13 protein-coding genes are annotated in these 17,197 nt (G+C 73.2%); 9 read left to right on the plus strand and 4 right to left on the minus strand.

The annotated features are described in order from the left end of the window. Complete coding sequence (locus O7610_RS26790) at positions 1-918, minus strand: polyphosphate polymerase domain-containing protein (protein WP_281553138.1); 918 nt, start codon at positions 916-918, stop codon at positions 1-3. Between the two features lie 201 nt (positions 919-1,119). Here O7610_RS26790 and O7610_RS26795 point away from each other — a divergent pair, with 201 nt between their 5' ends. The 3 genes from O7610_RS26795 to O7610_RS26805 are packed head-to-tail and all read left to right on the plus strand — an operon-like array spanning position 1,120 to position 5,413. Next, positions 1,120-1,875 carry a response regulator transcription factor gene (locus O7610_RS26795; protein ID WP_281553139.1) on the plus strand — a complete coding sequence of 252 codons (756 nt, stop codon included), beginning with the start codon at positions 1,120-1,122 and terminating at the stop codon, positions 1,873-1,875. Continuing rightward, positions 1,872-3,476 carry a sensor histidine kinase gene (locus O7610_RS26800; protein ID WP_475053032.1) on the plus strand — a complete coding sequence of 535 codons (1,605 nt, stop codon included), beginning with the start codon at positions 1,872-1,874 and terminating at the stop codon, positions 3,474-3,476. The genes O7610_RS26795 and O7610_RS26800 overlap by 4 nt, the downstream gene beginning before the upstream one ends. Positions 3,477-3,535: 59 nt before the next feature. Further along, positions 3,536-5,413 carry a PAS domain-containing protein gene (locus tag O7610_RS26805; RefSeq protein WP_289212119.1) on the plus strand — a complete coding sequence of 626 codons (1,878 nt, stop codon included), beginning with the start codon at positions 3,536-3,538 and terminating at the stop codon, positions 5,411-5,413. Positions 5,414-5,742: 329 nt separating this feature from the next. On the opposite strand, the gene O7610_RS26810 is transcribed toward O7610_RS26805, so the two are convergent. Together O7610_RS26810 and O7610_RS26815 are read right to left on the minus strand one after the other, a co-directional pair. Beyond that, positions 5,743-7,410 carry a dolichyl-phosphate-mannose--protein mannosyltransferase gene (locus O7610_RS26810; protein ID WP_475053018.1) on the minus strand — a complete coding sequence of 556 codons (1,668 nt, stop codon included), beginning with the start codon at positions 7,408-7,410 and terminating at the stop codon, positions 5,743-5,745. Positions 7,411-7,524: 114 nt separating this feature from the next. Continuing rightward, positions 7,525-8,430, minus strand: a complete 906-nt coding sequence (locus O7610_RS26815; RefSeq protein ID WP_289212120.1) for a hypothetical protein — start codon at positions 8,428-8,430, stop codon at positions 7,525-7,527. A gap of 120 nt (positions 8,431-8,550) precedes the next feature. On the opposite strand from O7610_RS26815, the gene metG reads away from it, so the two are divergent. Then, complete coding sequence (gene metG / locus O7610_RS26820) at positions 8,551-10,353, plus strand: methionine--tRNA ligase (RefSeq protein ID WP_281553143.1); 1,803 nt, start codon at positions 8,551-8,553, stop codon at positions 10,351-10,353. A gap of 4 nt (positions 10,354-10,357) precedes the next feature. Continuing rightward, the gene (locus tag O7610_RS26825; RefSeq protein WP_289212121.1) at positions 10,358-10,996 is read left to right on the plus strand and encodes a LysE/ArgO family amino acid transporter; all 639 of its coding nucleotides are present in this window, start codon (positions 10,358-10,360) and stop codon (positions 10,994-10,996) included. Between the two features lie 19 nt (positions 10,997-11,015). On the opposite strand, the gene O7610_RS26830 is transcribed toward O7610_RS26825, so the two are convergent. Then, positions 11,016-12,302 carry a hypothetical protein gene (locus O7610_RS26830; RefSeq protein ID WP_281553145.1) on the minus strand — a complete coding sequence of 429 codons (1,287 nt, stop codon included), beginning with the start codon at positions 12,300-12,302 and terminating at the stop codon, positions 11,016-11,018. A 127-nt stretch (positions 12,303-12,429) separates the two neighbouring features. Here O7610_RS26830 and O7610_RS26835 point away from each other — a divergent pair, with 127 nt between their 5' ends. The 4 genes from O7610_RS26835 to O7610_RS26850 all read left to right on the plus strand — a co-directional run bounded on the left by O7610_RS26835 (position 12,430) and on the right by O7610_RS26850 (position 17,085). Continuing rightward, positions 12,430-13,314, plus strand: a complete 885-nt coding sequence (locus O7610_RS26835) for a TatD family hydrolase (RefSeq protein ID WP_289213699.1) — start codon at positions 12,430-12,432, stop codon at positions 13,312-13,314. A gap of 4 nt (positions 13,315-13,318) precedes the next feature. Then, positions 13,319-14,203, plus strand: coding sequence for a 16S rRNA (adenine(1518)-N(6)/adenine(1519)-N(6))-dimethyltransferase RsmA (rsmA, locus tag O7610_RS26840; RefSeq protein ID WP_281553146.1), 885 nt, complete (start codon positions 13,319-13,321; stop codon positions 14,201-14,203). 63 nt (positions 14,204-14,266) lie between these two features. Continuing rightward, positions 14,267-15,223: a 4-(cytidine 5'-diphospho)-2-C-methyl-D-erythritol kinase gene (locus O7610_RS26845; protein ID WP_281553147.1), complete on the plus strand. Its 957-nt coding sequence runs from the start codon at positions 14,267-14,269 to the stop codon at positions 15,221-15,223. Beyond that, on the plus strand, positions 15,223-17,085 hold the full coding sequence (locus O7610_RS26850; RefSeq protein ID WP_281567123.1) for an ABC-F family ATP-binding cassette domain-containing protein: 1,863 nt from the start codon (positions 15,223-15,225) through the stop codon (positions 17,083-17,085). The genes O7610_RS26845 and O7610_RS26850 overlap by 1 nt, the downstream gene beginning before the upstream one ends. Positions 17,086-17,197: the final 112 nt, after the last annotated feature.

The raw sequence follows: 17,197 nt of genomic DNA on the forward strand, positions 1-17,197 counted from the left end.
TCAGGCCCGCCCGCCGCTCGCGCCGACGGCCAGCAGTTCGCCGGCCGGCCGGTCCGGAGGCGGTGGTGGCGCGTCGGCCGGCAGATGGAACACCGACCGCGGGGCCCGCCCGAACGCCTCGACACACTGGCAGTACTTGCTGACCCGCACGACCGACAGGTCGGCCTGCGCAGCGAGGTCGGTCAACCAGTACGGGACCCGTTCGTTCGCCTTCACCTCCATGATCGAACGCCACGGCGGGACGATGAACCGATTTTCGGCGTCGACGCCCAGGTGCAGATCACGGTCCCGACCCCGGACCCGGGTGTCCAGGGTGACCCGCAGGCCGAGATCGGCACCGGTGCCGACGAACGCCTGCCGGTGGTAGCCGGTGATCGCCACCGGGCGCAGGTCCAGGCCGCTGACCAGGCCGAGGACCTCCTGCACGAAGCCCCGCTGCGGCTCGGTGTGGTCGATCATGGCGCGGCCGTCGCACAGTTGACGGGCCAGTCGGTACGGCAGCGCGATCCGCCGTTTCTGGGTGACCCGGTTGACCCGCTGCTTGATCTCGACGTGGACGGTGGTGTCGTCGTCGATGCCGGTCCGGTCGCCGTAGTGCCGGATCCGCAGTTTGCGGCGGAACCGCAGCCCTTCGATCTTTTCCCAGTAGAACCGCAGGTCGTCGGTGTCGTAGTAGAGGCTCCACACCCCGTACCCGGTGGTCCCGGCATGGCTGTCCCGGTCGAGTCGGCGGGCGAGTTGGTCACGCAGTGCCGGTACCGCCGCGTTGTCGACCAGGTACTTGATCTCGTACCGGTTGAACGCGTGCAGCCGGGTGACGCCCCGCAGCGCGTGACCGGCCCGGTCGTCCGTACCGTGGCCGGCCCGGTCGTCCGGTCCTGGTCCGGTCGTCGTCGGCGGTGCCGATTCGGGTCGCATGGGCAGGTCCTCACCTTCAGGTAGGGCGGATTCGGTGCGAAGGTGAGGAAACACCGCGCAGATCAAAACAACCTCGGAACGGGATGTGAAGTTGAGGCGAACGGCCGATGACCGAAGCGCGTCCGTTGGTGCCTGTGCTTGCCCGGCCACCCCACAGCCGGCTCCCAGCCGGCTCCGAGACTGCGCCGGTATGCATGGCGGATGACCTCACCCGCCGAGATCGGCCAGGTAGCCGACGCCGGACCGGACCGGGCTCCCCGGATCCTGGTCGTCGACGACGAGCCGAACATCTGCGCCCTGCTCGCCGCCACGTTGCGGCTGATCCGGTTCGACGTCCGAGCGGTGGACGGCGGCCGCGCCGCCCTGGTGGCGATCGAGGAGTTCGAGCCGGATCTGGTGGTCCTCGACGTGATGATGCCGGATCTGGACGGCTTCGAGGTGGCCCGGACGATGCGCCGGGGCGGCCGCCGGCACGTACCCGTGCTGTTCCTGACCGCGCGGGACGCGGTGCAGGACCGGATCGCCGGGCTGACCGTCGGAGCCGACGACTACGTCGCCAAGCCGTTCAGCCTGGAGGAGGTGGTGCTGCGGATCCGGGCGATCCTGCGGCGCAGCGGCGTCGTCGACGAGCCCGAGCCGACCGACCGGGTGCTGCGCTACGCCGACCTGGAGCTCGACGAGGACGCCCACGAGGTACGCCGGGCCGGCCAGCGCGTCGATCTGTCGCCGACCGAGTTCAACCTGCTGCGGTATCTGCTGGTCAACGCCGGCCGGGTGGTCAGCAAGAGCCAGATTCTGGACCGGGTGTGGAGCTACGACTTCGACGGCGACGGCCGGATCGTCGAGTCGTACGTCTACTACCTGCGCAAGAAGATCGACCAGCACCAGCCGGCGCTGATCCACACCGTCCGGGGGGTCGGCTACACGCTGCGACTGCCCCGGTCGGGCGGTGTCTGATGCGGCACCTGAAACGGTTCCGTTCCCCGATCACCGTACGGCGGTGGTCGCACTGGACGCTGCGGTCCCGGCTGGTGCTGGCCACCGCGGTCCTCACCGCCGTCGCCCTGCTGCTGGCCAACACGGCCGGTCTGGTCCTGCTGCGGCAGAGCCTGACCGACCGGCTCGACGAGCAGTTGCGGCTGATGAGCCGACCGTACGCCGGGTCCGCGCCGCCCACCCTCGACCAGGACGGTCCCCGACCCCGACCCTTCCCCGGCGCCTCCCTGCAACCGGCCCAGTCGGTCCTGCTGTACGCCGCCGACGGGACCCTCACCCAGCAGTTCTCCTCCGACCCGGATGCCGCCCTGCCCGCGTTGGACGACTATCCGGCGCTGGTCGAGCGGGCCGCTGCCCGGCGTTCCTACACGGTGCCCGCCGTCGATGGTGACGGATCCTGGCGGGTGCTCGCGGTGCCGCGCGCCGACGGCGGGCTCGCTGTGGTCGGCGTCTCGCTGCGCCAGGTCGACGCGACCGCCGACACGCTGCTCATGATCGACGCCGTGGTGGTGCTGCTGATCCTGGTGCTGCTCGGTCTGGTCGCCGCCGCGACGGTCCGGCTCGGGCTGCGCCCGCTGACCCGGATGGAACGCATCGCCGCCGAGATCACCGGCGGCAACCTGGCCCGGCGGGTCCTCGACGCCGACCCGCACACCGAGGTCGGCCGGCTCGGCGGCGCGTTGAACTCGATGCTGGACCGGATCGGGGCCGAGGTCGCCGCCCGGACCGCCTCGGAGCAGCGACTCCGGCAGTTCGTCGCGGACGCGTCGCACGAACTGCGCACCCCGCTCACCTCGATCCGGGGATTCGCCGAACTGTACCGGCGGGGCGGGGCGACGCCCGGCCCGGAACTCGACGAGGCGATGCGCCGGATCGAGGCGGAGGCGGCCCGGATGGGGCTGCTGGTGGAGGACCTGCTGCTGCTGGCCCGGCTGGACCAGCGTCGGCAGCCGGTGCGTCGACCGGTGGATCTGCTCGCGGTCACCGCCGACACGATCCGCGACGCGTCCGCCCGGGCTCCCGACCGTCGGGTCCGGATGGCACCGGCCGGACCGGTCGGCTCCACCGCACCCGACCTGGAGCCGGTCGCACCCGAACTGCAGCCGGTCTCGGTGCCGGGGGACGAGCCGGCGCTGCGCCAGGTGGCCGCCAACCTGGTGGCGAACGCGCTGCAGCACACCCCGCCGGCGGCCGAGATCACCGTACGGGTGGGGTATCTGCCGGCCGGCGCTGGCGGTGCCCCGTCGGACCGGCCGCTCGCGGCGGTCGGGCGGGACCTGCCGGCGGACGCGCCGCTTGCGGTGATCGAGGTGACCGACACCGGTCCCGGCGTGCCGGCGGCGCATGCCGGGCGGGTCTTCGAGCGGCTGTACCGGGTGGATCCCAGCCGTACCCGGGCGCGAGGTGGCGGCTCCGGCCTCGGGCTGGCGATCGTCGCGGCGATCGTGGACGGTCACGCCGGCCGGATCGAGCTGTACGACCGGCCGGGCGGTGGTGCCGTGTTCCGCGTACTGCTGCCCGAGCCGATGTTGTGCCGGCCCGCGCCGGCCCTCATGCTGTAGCCGGGGGTCGGCGCGGTCCGCGGTCCGGGCGGCCGGCCGATCTTGTTGGAGGAGTCCCGGTGCCACGGCGTGTCCTGACCGGTTACCTCGCGGTGCAGGCTGTTCTTGGCGCGGCGGTCTTCGGGGCCCCGGCTGCCGCCGCCGTCTGGTGGGGGGCGATCGGCGTGGTCAGCGTGGCCGCGGTCGGTTGGGGAATTCACCGGCACCGGCCGCCCCGCCGGCTTCCCTGGCTGCTGCTGGCCGGCGGCGCCGGGGCGCTGGCGGTCGGCGACGTCCACTACGAGTTGTCGCGGCGTACGGCGGGTGCCGTCGGCGAGGTTCTGTCGCTGATCGCCGACGCCGCCTACCTGGCGACCTTCGGCCTGCTTGCGGCCGGGGTGCTCAGCCTGACCCGGACCACGGTGTCGTTGCGGGACCGGTCCGCTCTGCTGGACACCCTGGTGCTGGTCGTGGTGACCGGCCTGGTCACCTGGACCCTGGTGGTCGGCCCGGCGGTGACCGATGTGAATCTGCCGGCGGTGGAGAAGGCGCTGCTGGCCGTGCACGGTCTCGGTGGGGTGCTGGTCGTCGTGGTGATGCTGCGCCTGGCGGCCGCCGCCTGGCGGGATCCGACGGTGATCGGGCTGGCGGTCGGCGCGGCCGGCATGCTGACCGCCGACGTCTGGTACGCGGCCGCCGAACTCAACGCCGGCTGGCAGCCGGGGCATCCGGCCGAACTCGGCTGGTACGTGTTCTACGTCAGCTGGGGGGTCGCCGCCCTGCACCCGAACATGGCTCGGCTGGCCACCCGGTCCGACCCGGGCCCGGACGACGTCGCCGCGATGCGGGTAGGTCTGTTGACGATCACCTGTCTGACCGTGCCGTTCCTGCTGGTGATCCAGGCGTTCGCCGGAGCGCCGGCCGAGCTGCCCGACGGGTTGGTGACCGCTGCGGCGGCCGGTCTCACCACGATGCTCGCGGTGACCCGGGTGGTCGATTCGGTGACCGGGCACCGGGCCGCGGTGCACCGGGAACGGTCGCTGCGCAAAGCCGGGACGCGGCTGCTGTCGGCCACCACGATCGCGCAGGTGGCCGAGATGGTCCGCCGGTCGGTCGGTGAGCTGCTGCCGGCCGGGACCGATCACCAGGTCCTGTTCGCCGTGCGCCGCCCGGTGGCGGGGGCCGGCGGCGGGCCGCCCGACCCGGAGTCGGTGGCCGAATGGCAGCCCCAGGTCGTCGTCGACGACCCGTTGCCGGTGGACGCGGCGCGGCGGCGTACCCGGATCATGCCGATCCGGCTGTTGCATCCCGATCTGGCCGACCGGCTCGCCCCGGCACCGGCCGCCCTGGTGGCCGGCCTGGCCGTGCCGGCCTCGTCCGGCGGGACCGGTACCGCGCTGCTGGTCGGGGCGGCTGCCGGGGTGCTGGCCGCCAGCCGGGACGCGATCGAGGTGGTCGCCGCTCAGGCGGCGCTGGCCCTGCACCGGATCGCCGCGACCGAGGACGCCGCCCGGCGGGACCGGGACCGGTATCTCAATCTGGTCGCGGGCACCGTCGGCGACGCGGTGGTGATCGTCGGAGCTGACGACCGGATCCGGTACGCGAGTCCGCCGTGCAGCCGGCTGTTCGGGGTCGAGCCGGCGGTCCTCGCCGACTGGCGGGACCTGGTGCACCCCGCCGACCAGGAGCAGGTGTCCCGGACCCTCGGCGCGGCCGGCGACCGGCACGACGGGTCGGCGGTGGGCGACCAGTGGGTGCTGCGCCGGCCGGACGGCAGCCATGTGCTGCTCGAGGTGCGGTGCAGGGATCTGCGGCTGGTGCCGGGGGTACGCGGCCTGGTGCTGACCTTCAGCGATCTGGCTGATCAGCGTCGCCGTGACTCGGAGCTGGCGCTTCGCCGGATCGACCGCAGCGCGCCGGGGCAGAACAGACGCAGCCTCCGCCGCCGCTTTCGCTGACTATGACAGTTGATGTCGCTTTTGGTGGTTGTTCCGTTCCGTGCTGAACGGCAAACTGGCCTTGTCTGGCCCGTTGTGCGGCAGGGGTTCACCTGGTTAAGCTTTTCAAGCGCGCCCCTATCGCCCGCTTCCCCCGTGGCAGGCGATCGGGGCGCGCTTCTCTGTCTTCCAACGCTCTCCGGCACCCTCGCCCACCTGCTGTCGCAGCCGACGCTGCTGATCACAGTGGAGATACGGGCCAGGTGAGTCCACGATCGGCTGACGGCACCCGTCCGGCGGCCGTGGACCACCGGACGGGCAGCGGGCCGGTAGCGGGCCGGCCGCGATGGTCAGATCCAGCGCCCGCCGAGCCACATCCGCGCCGACCAGTCCTCGTACGGCAGCGGCTCACCGACGAAGATCGGGTAGAAATACGCGAAGCAGACGGCGACCAGCAGGACGTAGGTGCCGGCGATCACCGCGCCGACCAGCCGCCGGTCGTTGCCGGCCGGGTCGGCGACCGCCGTCCCGCCGGACGGTGTGACGATCGCACCGAGCACATAGGTCACCGCGAGGACCAGGAACGGCAGCGCTGGCGCGGTGTAGAAGGAGAACATCGTCCGGCCCTCGGTGGCGTAGTAGAACCACGGCAGCAGCCCGGCGGCCACCCCGGCGAGGATCGCCCCCGCCCGCCAGTCCCGCCGGGCGATACCGAGCCAGACCAGCGCCGCCAGGGCCGGCAGGAACGACCACCACAGCAGCGGAGTGCCCAGCAGCAGCACTTCCTCGGCGCAGCTAGGTGCTCCGCAGGCGGTCTGGTCGGTCCAGTGGAAGGCGACCGGGCGGCCCAGCAGCAGCCACTGCCACGGCCACGACTGGTAGCGGTGTTCCGTCTCCAACGTGCTGTGGAAGCCGTACGCCTGGGTGTGGTAATGCCAGAGGTTCAGCAGGGCGCCGATGAACGGTGCCTCGGACATGCCGTTGTCCGCCCGGTAGTGCCGCAGGTAGCCGCCGTCGGTCGCCAGCCAGCCCGACCAGCTGGCGAGGTAGGTGCCGAGGATCAGCACCCCGCCGAGGACCAGCCAACCGATCTCGCCGAGCGCCGCGTCCAGCCACGGCCGGCGGACCCCGGCGGACCGGCGGGCACCGGCCTCCCACCAGATCACCAGCAGGCCGAACACCGGGATGAACCACAGTGCGCTCCACTTGACGGCGAGACCGCAGCCGAGCAGTAGCGCCGCGATCAGCCGCCACCACGGTACGGCGAACGGCGGTCGGCCGGCGCGGCCCGGCAGAGTCGGATCGAGCCCGTCGTCGACCGCCCGCAGCCACCGTCGCCGGCTCCAGTCCCGGTCGACTACCAGCGCGGCGAAGGCGGCGAGCACGAAGAACGCGAGGAAGATGTCGAGCAGGGCGGTCCGGGACAGCACCAGATGGAAGCCGTCCAGGGCGAGCAGCAGCCCGGCTACGCAGCCGAGGACGGTGGAGTGGAACAACCGCCGGGCCGTCCGGGTGATGATCAGCACCATCAGGATGCCGGCGACCGCCGCCGAGATTCGCCAACCGAACTCGGTGAAGTCGAACCAGCGGACGCCCAGCGAGATGATCCACTTGCCGAGCGGCGGATGCACCACGTACGCCGGGGTGTTGTTGGTCTCGTCCCACTCGAAGCCGTACTGACGCAGCTCGTTGGCCTCGTTGGCGTAGTAGAGCTCGTCGAAGATCAGGCCCGGCGGGTGGCTCAGGTTGACCAGCCGCAGTACGCCGGCGATCGTCACCACCACGGCGGTGGCCAGCCAGGACCACGGCTCCAGCCAGTTGTCCAGCGGTGCCAGCCTGCGGCGGACCACGGCCGGCAGCCCGACCCCGCCGGTCGGCGTCGACGACCCGGCGGAGCCGTCGGGGCCGACCGGGTGGGCCCCCGCCGGACCGGCGTCCGGCGGACGGACCGGCCGGTCCGCTGTCGCCGTCACCGCTGGTTCACCGCTTGCCGCGTCCGAAGCTGCCGCCGAGATCACCCCGTGATCGTAGGCCGCCGCCCGACGTCGCGGGACCTCCCCGCCGAAGAATATATTTCGGGTCGTCGATGCGCTGCGCTACGGGTGGTCGATGCCTGCTCCGGTCGGTCGATGTCAGCCGGTCCAGACGGTGGCCAGGAACCCGGCGGCCAGCAGGACCGGCGCCAGCAACGCGGCGACGGTGGCAACCCGACGGGCCGTCGCGGTGGCCAGCCGGCGGGCACCGCTGCCCCAGACCAGCAGTACGCCGAGCAGCACGGTCAGCCCCCAGCCGACCGACCACCGCAGGTGCAGCACGACCAGGTCGGCCACGACGTACGCGGTGTCCCGTTCACGGTGCAACATCCGGGCGGTCAGCTCGGCGCCGGTGGCCTGGTCAACCGGCGGTACGCCGAACAGCCGCACCCGGTCGACAGTGAAGCCGGTCTGCGCGGCGAACTCGCCGAGGCACCGTCGGCCGTACCCGTCGCCGGTGCAGTCGGTGACCGTCGCGGTGCCGTTGACGCCCCGGCCGACGGCCAGCCACAGTGGTTCGGCGCTGACCCAGCCGAGGAACGCCGCAGCCGCCGCGACGACCACGATCCAGGCGATGCCGGTCGCCGGCCGGCGGGAACGCCGGACCCTCGTCCGCCGTTGACGGGCGGCCGCCCGGCGGAGCGGGCGGCGGCCCGGCGGCCGTTCCGCCACCGGCACCGCCGCCGGCCTGCCGTTGCCCGCCGGCCTGCCGGTGTCGCCCGGTCCGCCGTCATCCGGGTCGGCGCTGTCGGCTGGCGCGGCGGTGTCGGTCGGCTCGCCGGCATCCGGGGTCACGGGCGTGGCCGGTTCGGCGGCAGGTGATGCCACGGCACCGGCCGGTCCGCCGTCGGTCGGTTCGCCACCGTGCCACCAGGTGCCCTCCGGCCCGGCCGTCGCCCAGGGGCTCGGCCGCCGCCGACGCTGCTCGGGAGCGCCCGCCGGCTCCCGGGTGGGTGGGGCGGTCGGCGGCTCGTCGGACTCCGGCATGCTGGGTTCCCCGGTCACCCCGCCATTTGACACCCCGGCACGCGGAGCCGGGGCGAACCCCCGAAGGCGTGTCGCGCTCCGCCGGGCGGCTCGGCAACCCGTTCGCGTACGCCCGGTGACACTAACTAGGCTGGTCGTATGAGTCACGTTCTCGCGGCGGTCGCCTGGCCCTACGCCAACGGGCCCCGCCACATCGGCCACGTCTCCGGTTTCGGGGTGCCCTCCGACGTGTTCAGCCGGTACATGCGGATGGCCGGCCACGACGTGCTCATGATCTCCGGCACCGACGAGCACGGCACCCCGATCCAGGTGCAGGCCGACAGCGAGGGGCTGAAGCCGCGCGAGCTGGCCGACCGGTACAACCGGGTGATCGTCGAGGACCTGCACGGGCTCGGCCTGTCCTACGACCTGTTCACCCGGACCACCACCGGCAACCACTACCAGGTGGTCCAGGAGCTGTTCGAGACGTTGCACCGCAACGGCTACATCGTTGCGAAGACCACCCTCGGCGCGATCTCCCCGTCCACCGGTCGCACCCTGCCGGACCGCTACATCGAGGGCACCTGTCCGATCTGCGGCTACGACGCCGCCCGGGGCGACCAGTGTGACAACTGCGGCAACCAGCTCGACCCGGTTCAGCTGATCGACCCGCGCTCGAAGATCAACGGGGAGACGCCGAACTTCGTCGAGACCGAGCACTTCTTCCTCGACCTGCCGGCGTTCGCCGAGGCGCTCGGCACCTGGCTGGACGCCCGCGACGGCTGGCGGCCCAACGTCCTGCGGTTCTCCCGCAACCTGCTCGACGACCTGCAGCCCCGGGCGATCACCCGGGACCTGGAGTGGGGCGTGCCGATCCCGCTGGACGGCTGGCGCGAGCGCGGCGACAAGCGGATCTACGTCTGGTTCGACGCGGTGATCGGTTACCTGTCGGCCTCGATCGAGTGGGCCCGGCGGTCCGGTGACCCGGACGCCTGGCGCCGCTGGTGGACGGCGGACGCCCAGGGCAAGGAGGCACGCGCCTACTACTTCATGGGCAAGGACAACATCGTCTTCCACTCGGTGATCTGGCCGTCGCTGCTGCTCGGCTACTCCGGCGAGGGCGACCATGGCGGTGAGTCAGGTCAGCTCGGCCGGCTCAACCTGCCCACCGAGGTGGTTTCCAGCGAGTTCCTGACCATGGAGGGGCGCAAGTTCTCCTCCTCCCGCCAGGTGGTCATCTACGTGCGGGACTTCCTGGCCCGCTACGACGCCGACGCGCTGCGCTACTTCATCGCCGTGGCCGGCCCGGAGAGCCAGGACACCGACTTCACCTGGGCGGAGTTCCGGCGCCGCAACAACGACGAGCTGGTCAACGACTGGGGCAACCTGGTCAACCGGTCGATCTCGATGGCCGCCAAGAACTTCGGCGCCATCCCGCCGGTCGACCCGGCCGGGCTGACCGCCGCCGACGAGGCGCTGCTGGCGACCAGCCGGGCCGCGTTCGGCACGGTCGGCGCACTGATCGAACGGCACCGGCAGAAGCAGGCGATCGGTGAGGCGATGCGGGTGGTCGCCGAGGCCAACCGCTACCTGTCCGACCAGGCCCCGTGGAAGCTCAAGGGCGAGGCGGACAAGCCCCGGATGGGCACCGTCCTGCACGTCGCCCTGCAGGTGGTCGCGGACGCGAACACCCTGCTCACCCCGTTCCTGCCGCACTCGGCGCAGAAGATCCACGAGCTGCTCGGCGGCGCCGGCGTACACGCGCCGATGCCCCGGATCGTCGAGGTCGACGACCTCGACGCCGGTCCGGCGTACCCGATCCTCACCGGCGACTACCGCGACGGTGCCCGGTGGGAGTCCACCCCGGTCGAGGCCGGCCGGCCACTGGCCGCGCCGAAGCCGGTGTTCCGCAAGCTCGACGAGTCGATCGTCGACGAGGAGCTGGCCCGGCTCACCGCCTGACCGGGTGACCGACTACCTGGCCGGGTTGCTGCTCGGCCTCGGCCTGATCATGCCGATCGGGCCGCAGAACGTCTTCGTGGTCAGCCAGGGGCTGGCGGTCGGCCTGCCGCGTGCGCTGTGGGCGGTGCTGGCCGCCGGCTGCTGCGACACGCTGCTGATCGTCGCCGGGGTCGCCGGCGTGTCCGGCCTGATCGCCACCGTGCCGGGCGTGCGGCCGGCGCTGCTCGCCTGCGGCGCGGTCTTCCTCACCTACCTGGGCGTGCGGTCCATCCGTACCGCCGGCGGGCACCTCGCCGTCGGCCCACCGGGCGGGCCGGGTCCGGGGCCGGCGGCCGGGTCGGCCCGCCAGGTCGTCGGGCGTACGGTCAGCGTCTCGCTGCTCAACCCGCACGCCATCCTCGACATGGTCGGGGTGATCGGGGCAGCGGTGATCGCCCAGCCGGCGGACTCCCGGGCGACGTTCGCCGCCGGGACGCTCTCCGCGTCGTGGACCTGGTTCCTGATCCTGGCGGTCGGTGCCGCCCAGGCGCGTCGCTTCCTGACGCCGCGGGTGATCGCCTGGTTCGACCGGGTGTCCGGCGCGATCATGCTGGTCTTCGCCGGCTACTTCGCCCTCGAGCTGACCCACCTGGCCGCCGGGTGAGCGCGGTGCTCCCGCCGGTTCACAGCGGGTACGGCAGGTCGGTCGCGCCTTCGTCGGAAATCTCCACGCTCGGTGCCCACACCTCGTACACGCCGCGTTCGTAGCACTGCGCGCCGAGCGACGCGACCGCCTCCGGGGTGGGCCGGCACAGCCGCAGCCGGCTCCACCCGGAATCCTGCCTCAGCACCTGACAGCGGGCGTCGCGCCAGGTGGCGAGCCGCACCCGGCGGGCCAGCGAGTCGACCGGGTAGCGAGCGGCCCGGGTCATCGCCAGCACCCGGAACTCGTGCGGCGGGTCGGCGACCGCCTCGTAGGTCTGGCCGTCGTGGGTGCCGACCAGCTGGGTCGACTGCGGCAGGTCGCCGGTGCGCAGGTACTCCTGGTCGGACGGGACGTCGGGGATCCCGTCGAGCAGGTGTCGTCGCTGCGGCCCGGCCATCCGGATCCAGCCGCGCTGCTCTGGCTGGTAGGTGTACAGCACCACCTCGGCACCGTCCGGGGTGTACGCCAGCAGGGCGGCGTTGGCCGGCATCGGCAGGTCGGTGCAGCCGGCGGTGACGAACTCGGGGATCAGATGGCGCCCGCTCGGGGTGAACCCGGTGCCGAGCACCGGCGGGCCGATCCGGTCCCGGGGCGGCATGGCCGCCAGCCCCTGGTACGCCGGCCCGGCCGGGATCTCGTAGTCGTCGGCGCCGATGGCCCGCCAGCGCAGTGCGTACGCCACCTCCAGGCTGTCCCGCCCGCCCTCGTCGTCGGTGCGCAGCAGGGCCAGGTCGGCCGGGGTACGCAGGTGCGCGATGTCGTACTCGCGGTAGCAGAAACCGGCCGGTGCCCAGCCACGCAGGAAGCCGGCCACCTGTCGGCCGGAAAGTACCTTCATCATCCGGGTGCCGCGCCGGACCGTCGCGGTACGCCGGACCACGGTATTTGCCGGATGGTCGGCGGCCGACGGCGTCTGACTCAGCTGATGTACGTCCGCCCAGCTGGCGGCCCGGGTCAACGGGGCCATCAGCGGGCTGTCGCCCGGATCGTCGGTGCGGTCGTCGGCACCCGCGCCGGCACCGGAGGCACCCGTGCCGCCGGCGGAGATACCCACGCCGGAGACCGGGCCGACCTCGCTGGCATGCACGTGGCGGAACCAGCGGCCCCGGCCGTCGCGCTGGAAGCCGGCTACCGGGTCCATGCTGACCAGCCGGTAGGCGGCCCCTCGGGCGATCTCCTCAGCCGGGTAGACCGCACCCTCGAAGCGGACGTGCAGGCCGGCCGGGGCATCGGCGACGCCGCCACGCGCAGAGCTCAGAGTCACGTCGCCGAAGGTAGTTGCCGGGTCACCGCTTCGGGTGAACGCGTGGTAGCCGCCGCATGTCCATTGGCGGTGCCGCCCGGGTGGCCCGGTGCACCGGCCGGACCGGGACGTGTGATGCTGTCCGATGATGACGCAGCCAGCCGAGACCCGCCGGCAACGGGCCGCCCGCCGGGCCGGGGAGTTCCCGCCGCCACCCGATCCGCTGCCCGTACCGGTGATCGACAGCCACACCCACCTGGACCTGACTGTCGCCGAACCGGCGGTCCTCGGCCGGGACAGCGGCGACCCGGTGGCCACCTTGATCGCCCGGGCCGCGTCGGTCGGCGTCGACCGGCTGGTCCAGGTCGGTGTCGACCTGGAGTCGTCGCGCTGGGGCGCGGACCTCGCCGCGCGATCGTCGGCGGTGGTCGCCACGGTCGCCCTGCATCCCAACGAGGCACCCCGACTGGCCGACCTGGACGAGGCGCTGCGTGAGGTCGAGGCGCTGGCCGCCGCCGATCGGGTGCGCGGCGTCGGCGAGACCGGGCTGGACCACTTCCGGACCGGGTCGGACGGACTGGCCGCGCAGCAGGCCAGCTTCCGGGCGCACATCGCGATCGCCAAGCGGTACGGCAAGCCGCTGGTGATCCACGACCGGGACGCGCACGCCGACGTGCTGCGGGTGCTCGACTCCGAAGGCGCCCCGCAGACCGTGGTGATGCACTGCTTCTCCGGCGACGCGGATTTCGCCGCCGACTGCGTCCGGCGCGGCTTCGTGCTCAGCTTCGCCGGTACGGTGACCTTCGGCAACGCCGCCGGGCTGTGCGCCGCAGCGGCCGTCACGCCGGTCGAGCAGATGCTGGTGGAGACCGACGCGCCGTACCTGACGCCGGTGCCGCACCGGGGCCGGCCCAACGCCTCCTACCTGATCCCGCACACCGTCCGGCTGCTTGCCGAGGTCACCGGCACCGACCTGACCGAGTTGTGCGCCGCGATCTCGGCCACCGGCGACCGGGTGTTCGGGCCGTGGTGAGCCGGTGACCGAGTTGCTCGGTCCGGCGCAGATCCGGGAGCTGGCCGGCCGGCTGGCGGTGGCACCCACCAAACGGCTCGGGCAGAACTTCGTGCACGACCCGAACACGGTCCGGCGGATCGTGTCCGCCGCCGATCTGCCAACGGACGCGGTGGTGCTGGAGGTCGGCCCCGGGCTCGGCTCGCTGACCCTTGGCCTGCTCGACCAGGTGCGCCACCTGCACGCGGTGGAGATCGATCCGGTGCTCGCCGGCGCGCTGCCGCAGACCGTCGCCGGCTGCGGCGGCGACCTCGCCCGGCTGACCGTGCACACCGCCGACGCGCTGCGGACCACCGCCGCCGGTCTCGGCGGGCCGGAACCGACCGCGCTGGTGGCCAACCTGCCGTACAACGTGGCGGTGCCGGTGGTGCTGCACCTGCTCGCCGAGCTGCCCAGCCTGCGGCAAGGGCTGGTGATGGTGCAGAAAGAGGTGGCCGACCGGCTGGTCGCCGGCCCGGGCTCGCGCACGTACGGCGTACCGTCGGTGAAGCTGGCCTGGTACGCCGCCGCCCGTACTGCGGGTCGGGTCCCGCCGAGCGTGTTCTGGCCGGTGCCCAACGTCGACTCCGGGCTGGTCGCGTTCACCCGCCGCGAGCCACCGGCGGTGCCGGCGGGTCAGCCGGTGGACGGGTTCCGGCGTCGGGTCTTCGCCGTGGTGGACGCCGCGTTCGCGCAGCGCCGCAAGACGCTGCGGGCGGCGCTGGCCGGCTGGGCCGGCGGGGCGGACCGGGCGGCGGCGGTGCTGGCCGCGGCCGGGGTCGACCCGCGTGCGCGGGGGGAGGCGTTGACCGTGGCGCGGTTCGCGGCGATCGCTGCGGCGGCGCCGCTGGTCGAAACGGTGGCCGAGTAGGCTGGCGGCCGTGATCGTGACGAGAGGTACCCGCGCGGCCCACCTCAGCCGGGGTATTTCCCGGTGACCGAGGCATGGCGGCCGGGCGACGAGGACGAGATTTTCCGTCGCGGCGCCCGCAGCTCGGTCAAGGTGCGGGTGCCAGCCAAGATCAACCTGCGGTTGGCCGTCGGCCCGCTCCGGCCCGACGGCTACCACGAGGTGAGCACCGTCTACCACGCGATCGCGCTCTACGACGAGCTGACCGTCCGGCGGGCCGACACGCTGATCCTGACCATGGACGGTGAGGGCACCGGCGAGCTGGCGCTGGACGACTCCAACCTGGTGCTGCGCGCCGCCCGGGCGCTGGCCAGGCACGCCCGGGTCCCCGCGCACGCCCGACTGCACCTGCGCAAGCAGATCCCACTCGCGGCCGGCCTGGCCGGCGGCAGCGCGGACGCCGCCGCAGCGCTGGTCGCCTGCGACGAGCTGTGGGGGACCGGGCTGACCCGTGACGACCTGGCCGGGCTGGCCGCCGGCATCGGTTCGGATGTGCCGTTCCTGCTGCACGGCGGCACCGCGCTGGGCACCGGCCGGGGCGAGGCGATCAGCCCGGTGCTGGCCCGACCCACCACCTGGTACTGGGTCGTCGCGGTCGCCGACGGCGGCCTGTCCACCCCCGAGGTCTACGCCGAGCTGGACCGGCTGCGGGCGGCCGGTGCGGCGCCGCCACCGGTCGGCGCCGCCGACGAGTTGCTGGCCGCGCTGCGCCAGCGGGATCCGCAGGTGCTGGCCGGCGCGCTCGGCAACGATCTCGAGCCGGCCGCGCTGTCCATGCGCCCGGCGCTCAAGCAGGTGCTGGACACCGGGGTGGCAGCCGGGGCACTGGCCGGCATGGTCTCCGGGTCCGGCCCGACCTGTGTCTTCCTGGCTGCGGACGCGGCTGGCGCGGCCACCGTCGCGGCCGCGCTCGACGATGCCGGGGTCTGCCGGGACGTGCACCTGGCGCACGGCGCCGTCGCCGGGGCGAGGCTGATCTGATGGTGAACATTGTCAATCTGGATCGGGTGTCCAAGGGTTACGGCGCAGTCGGGCAGTTGCTCACCGAGGTCTCGCTGGGCTTGGACGACAGCGACCGGATCGGCGTCGTCGGTCTCAACGGTGCCGGCAAGTCGACCCTGCTGCGGCTGCTCACCAAAGCCGAGGAACCCGACGCCGGGCGGGTCACCCACCGCCGGGACCTGCGGGTCGCCGCGCTGCCCCAGACGCTCGAGCTGGCCGGTGACGCCACCGTACGGGACGTGGTGCTCGGCACCGCGTGGCTGGCCGAGGGGTTCGGCGCCGAGCACGAGTGGGCCGGCGACGCCGGGGTGCGTACCGTCCTCGACGGTCTCGGCATGCCGCACCTCGGCCTGGACCAGCCGGTCGGGCCGATGTCCGGCGGCGAGCGGCGCCGGATCGCCCTGGCCGCGCTGCTGATCCGCCCAGCCGAGCTGCTGATCCTGGACGAGCCGACCAACCATCTGGACGTCGCCGGGGTGGCCTGGCTCGCCGCGTACCTGGTGCAGCGTCGCCGGGGCGCGCTGGTAGTGGTCACCCACGACCGGTGGTTCCTCGACGAGGTCTGCACCGACACCTGGGAGGTCGCCGACCAGACGGTCCGCGCCTACGAGGGCGGGTTCGCCGCCTGGACGCTGGCCCGCGCCGAACGGGAGCGGGTCGCCGCGGCTACCGAGGCCCGCCGACAGAACCTGCTGCGTAAGGAGATCGCCTGGCTGCGCCGTGGCCCGCCGGCCCGTACCTCCAAGCCGCGGTTCCGGATCGAGGCGGCGAACGCGCTGATCGCCGACGTGCCGCCGCCGCGCGACACCGTGTCGCTGCACCGGCTGGCCACCGCCCGGCTCGGCAAGCAGGTCTACGAGCTGGACGACGTGACCGCGTACGCCGGGGAGAAGCTGATCCTCGACGGGCTGACCTGGCAGATCGGTCCGGGGGACCGGTTCGCGATCGTCGGCGCCAACGGTGCCGGCAAGACCACACTGCTGCGGTTGCTGGCCGGGGTCCGTGCCCCTCAGCAGGGCCGGGTGGTGACCGGGGCGACGGTCCGGCCGGCCTTCCTGTCCCAGGAGCTGGCCGAGCTCCCCGGTGAGCTGCGGGTGCTGGAGGCGGTGGAGGAGGTTGCCCGCCGGGTGGTGTTCGGCGACCGCGAGCTTGCCGCGACCCAGTTCGCGGAGATGTTCGGCTTCACCGACCGGCGGCTGTGGACGCCGGTCGGAGATCTGTCCGGTGGCGAGCGCCGCCGGCTGCAGCTGCTGCGACTGCTGGCCGCCGAGCCGAACGTGCTGCTGTTCGACGAGCCCACCAACGACCTGGACACCGACACCTTGGCGGCGCTGGAGGACCTGCTCGACTCGTGGCCGGGCACGCTGATCGTGGCCAGCCACGACCGGTACCTGATCGAGCGGGTCACCGACGAGACGTACGGCATGTTCGGCGACGGCCGACTGGTGCATCTGCCCGGCGGGGTCGACGAGTACCTGGCCCGAGCCGGCGGTGCCGCCGGCTCCGGTGCGGCGCGGGCCGCCGGGGCCGGTCCCGGGGCCGACCGGCCGGCGGGTTCCGGTGTGGCCGGCCCGGCTGCGGCCGGCGACCGGCCGGCGGGTGACGCCGCCGGTGGCGGGCTGTCCGCCGGTGACCTGCGGGCGGCCCGCAAGGAGCTGGCCCGACTGGAACGCCAGGTCGGCAAGCTGGAGCAGCAGGAGACGGCGCTGCACGAGGAGTTGGCCCGACACGCCACCGACTTCACCCGGCTCGCCGAGCTGGACGCCCGACTGCGTGAGGTGCAGGCGCAGCGCAGCCGTACCGAGGAGGAGTGGCTCGCCCTGGCCGAGCAGGTGAGCTAGGCGTCGGGTGAGCCGGACCGGTTGGTGAGCTGGGCCGCGCCGGCCGGGGCCACCCCCCGCTGGTCGCGGGCGATGAGCGACAATCGTCGGCGACCACCCCCGTCGGCGTTGG

Source organism: Solwaraspora sp. WMMA2065, assembly GCF_030345075.1.
In the GTDB taxonomy this organism is placed as follows: Bacteria; Actinomycetota; Actinomycetes; order Mycobacteriales; family Micromonosporaceae; genus Micromonospora_E.

Coding starts and splice junctions, on each gene's coding strand:
- O7610_RS26850 (WP_281567123.1), top strand. CDS start 15,223: ATGGTGAACATTGTCAATCTGGATCGGGTGTCCAAGGGTTACGGCGCA.
- metG (WP_281553143.1), top strand. CDS start 8,551: ATGAGTCACGTTCTCGCGGCGGTCGCCTGGCCCTACGCCAACGGGCCC.
- O7610_RS26790 (WP_281553138.1), bottom strand. CDS start 918: ATGCGACCCGAATCGGCACCGCCGACGACGACCGGACCAGGACCGGAC.
- O7610_RS26795 (WP_281553139.1), top strand. CDS start 1,120: ATGACCTCACCCGCCGAGATCGGCCAGGTAGCCGACGCCGGACCGGAC.
- O7610_RS26835 (WP_289213699.1), top strand. CDS start 12,430: ATGACGCAGCCAGCCGAGACCCGCCGGCAACGGGCCGCCCGCCGGGCC.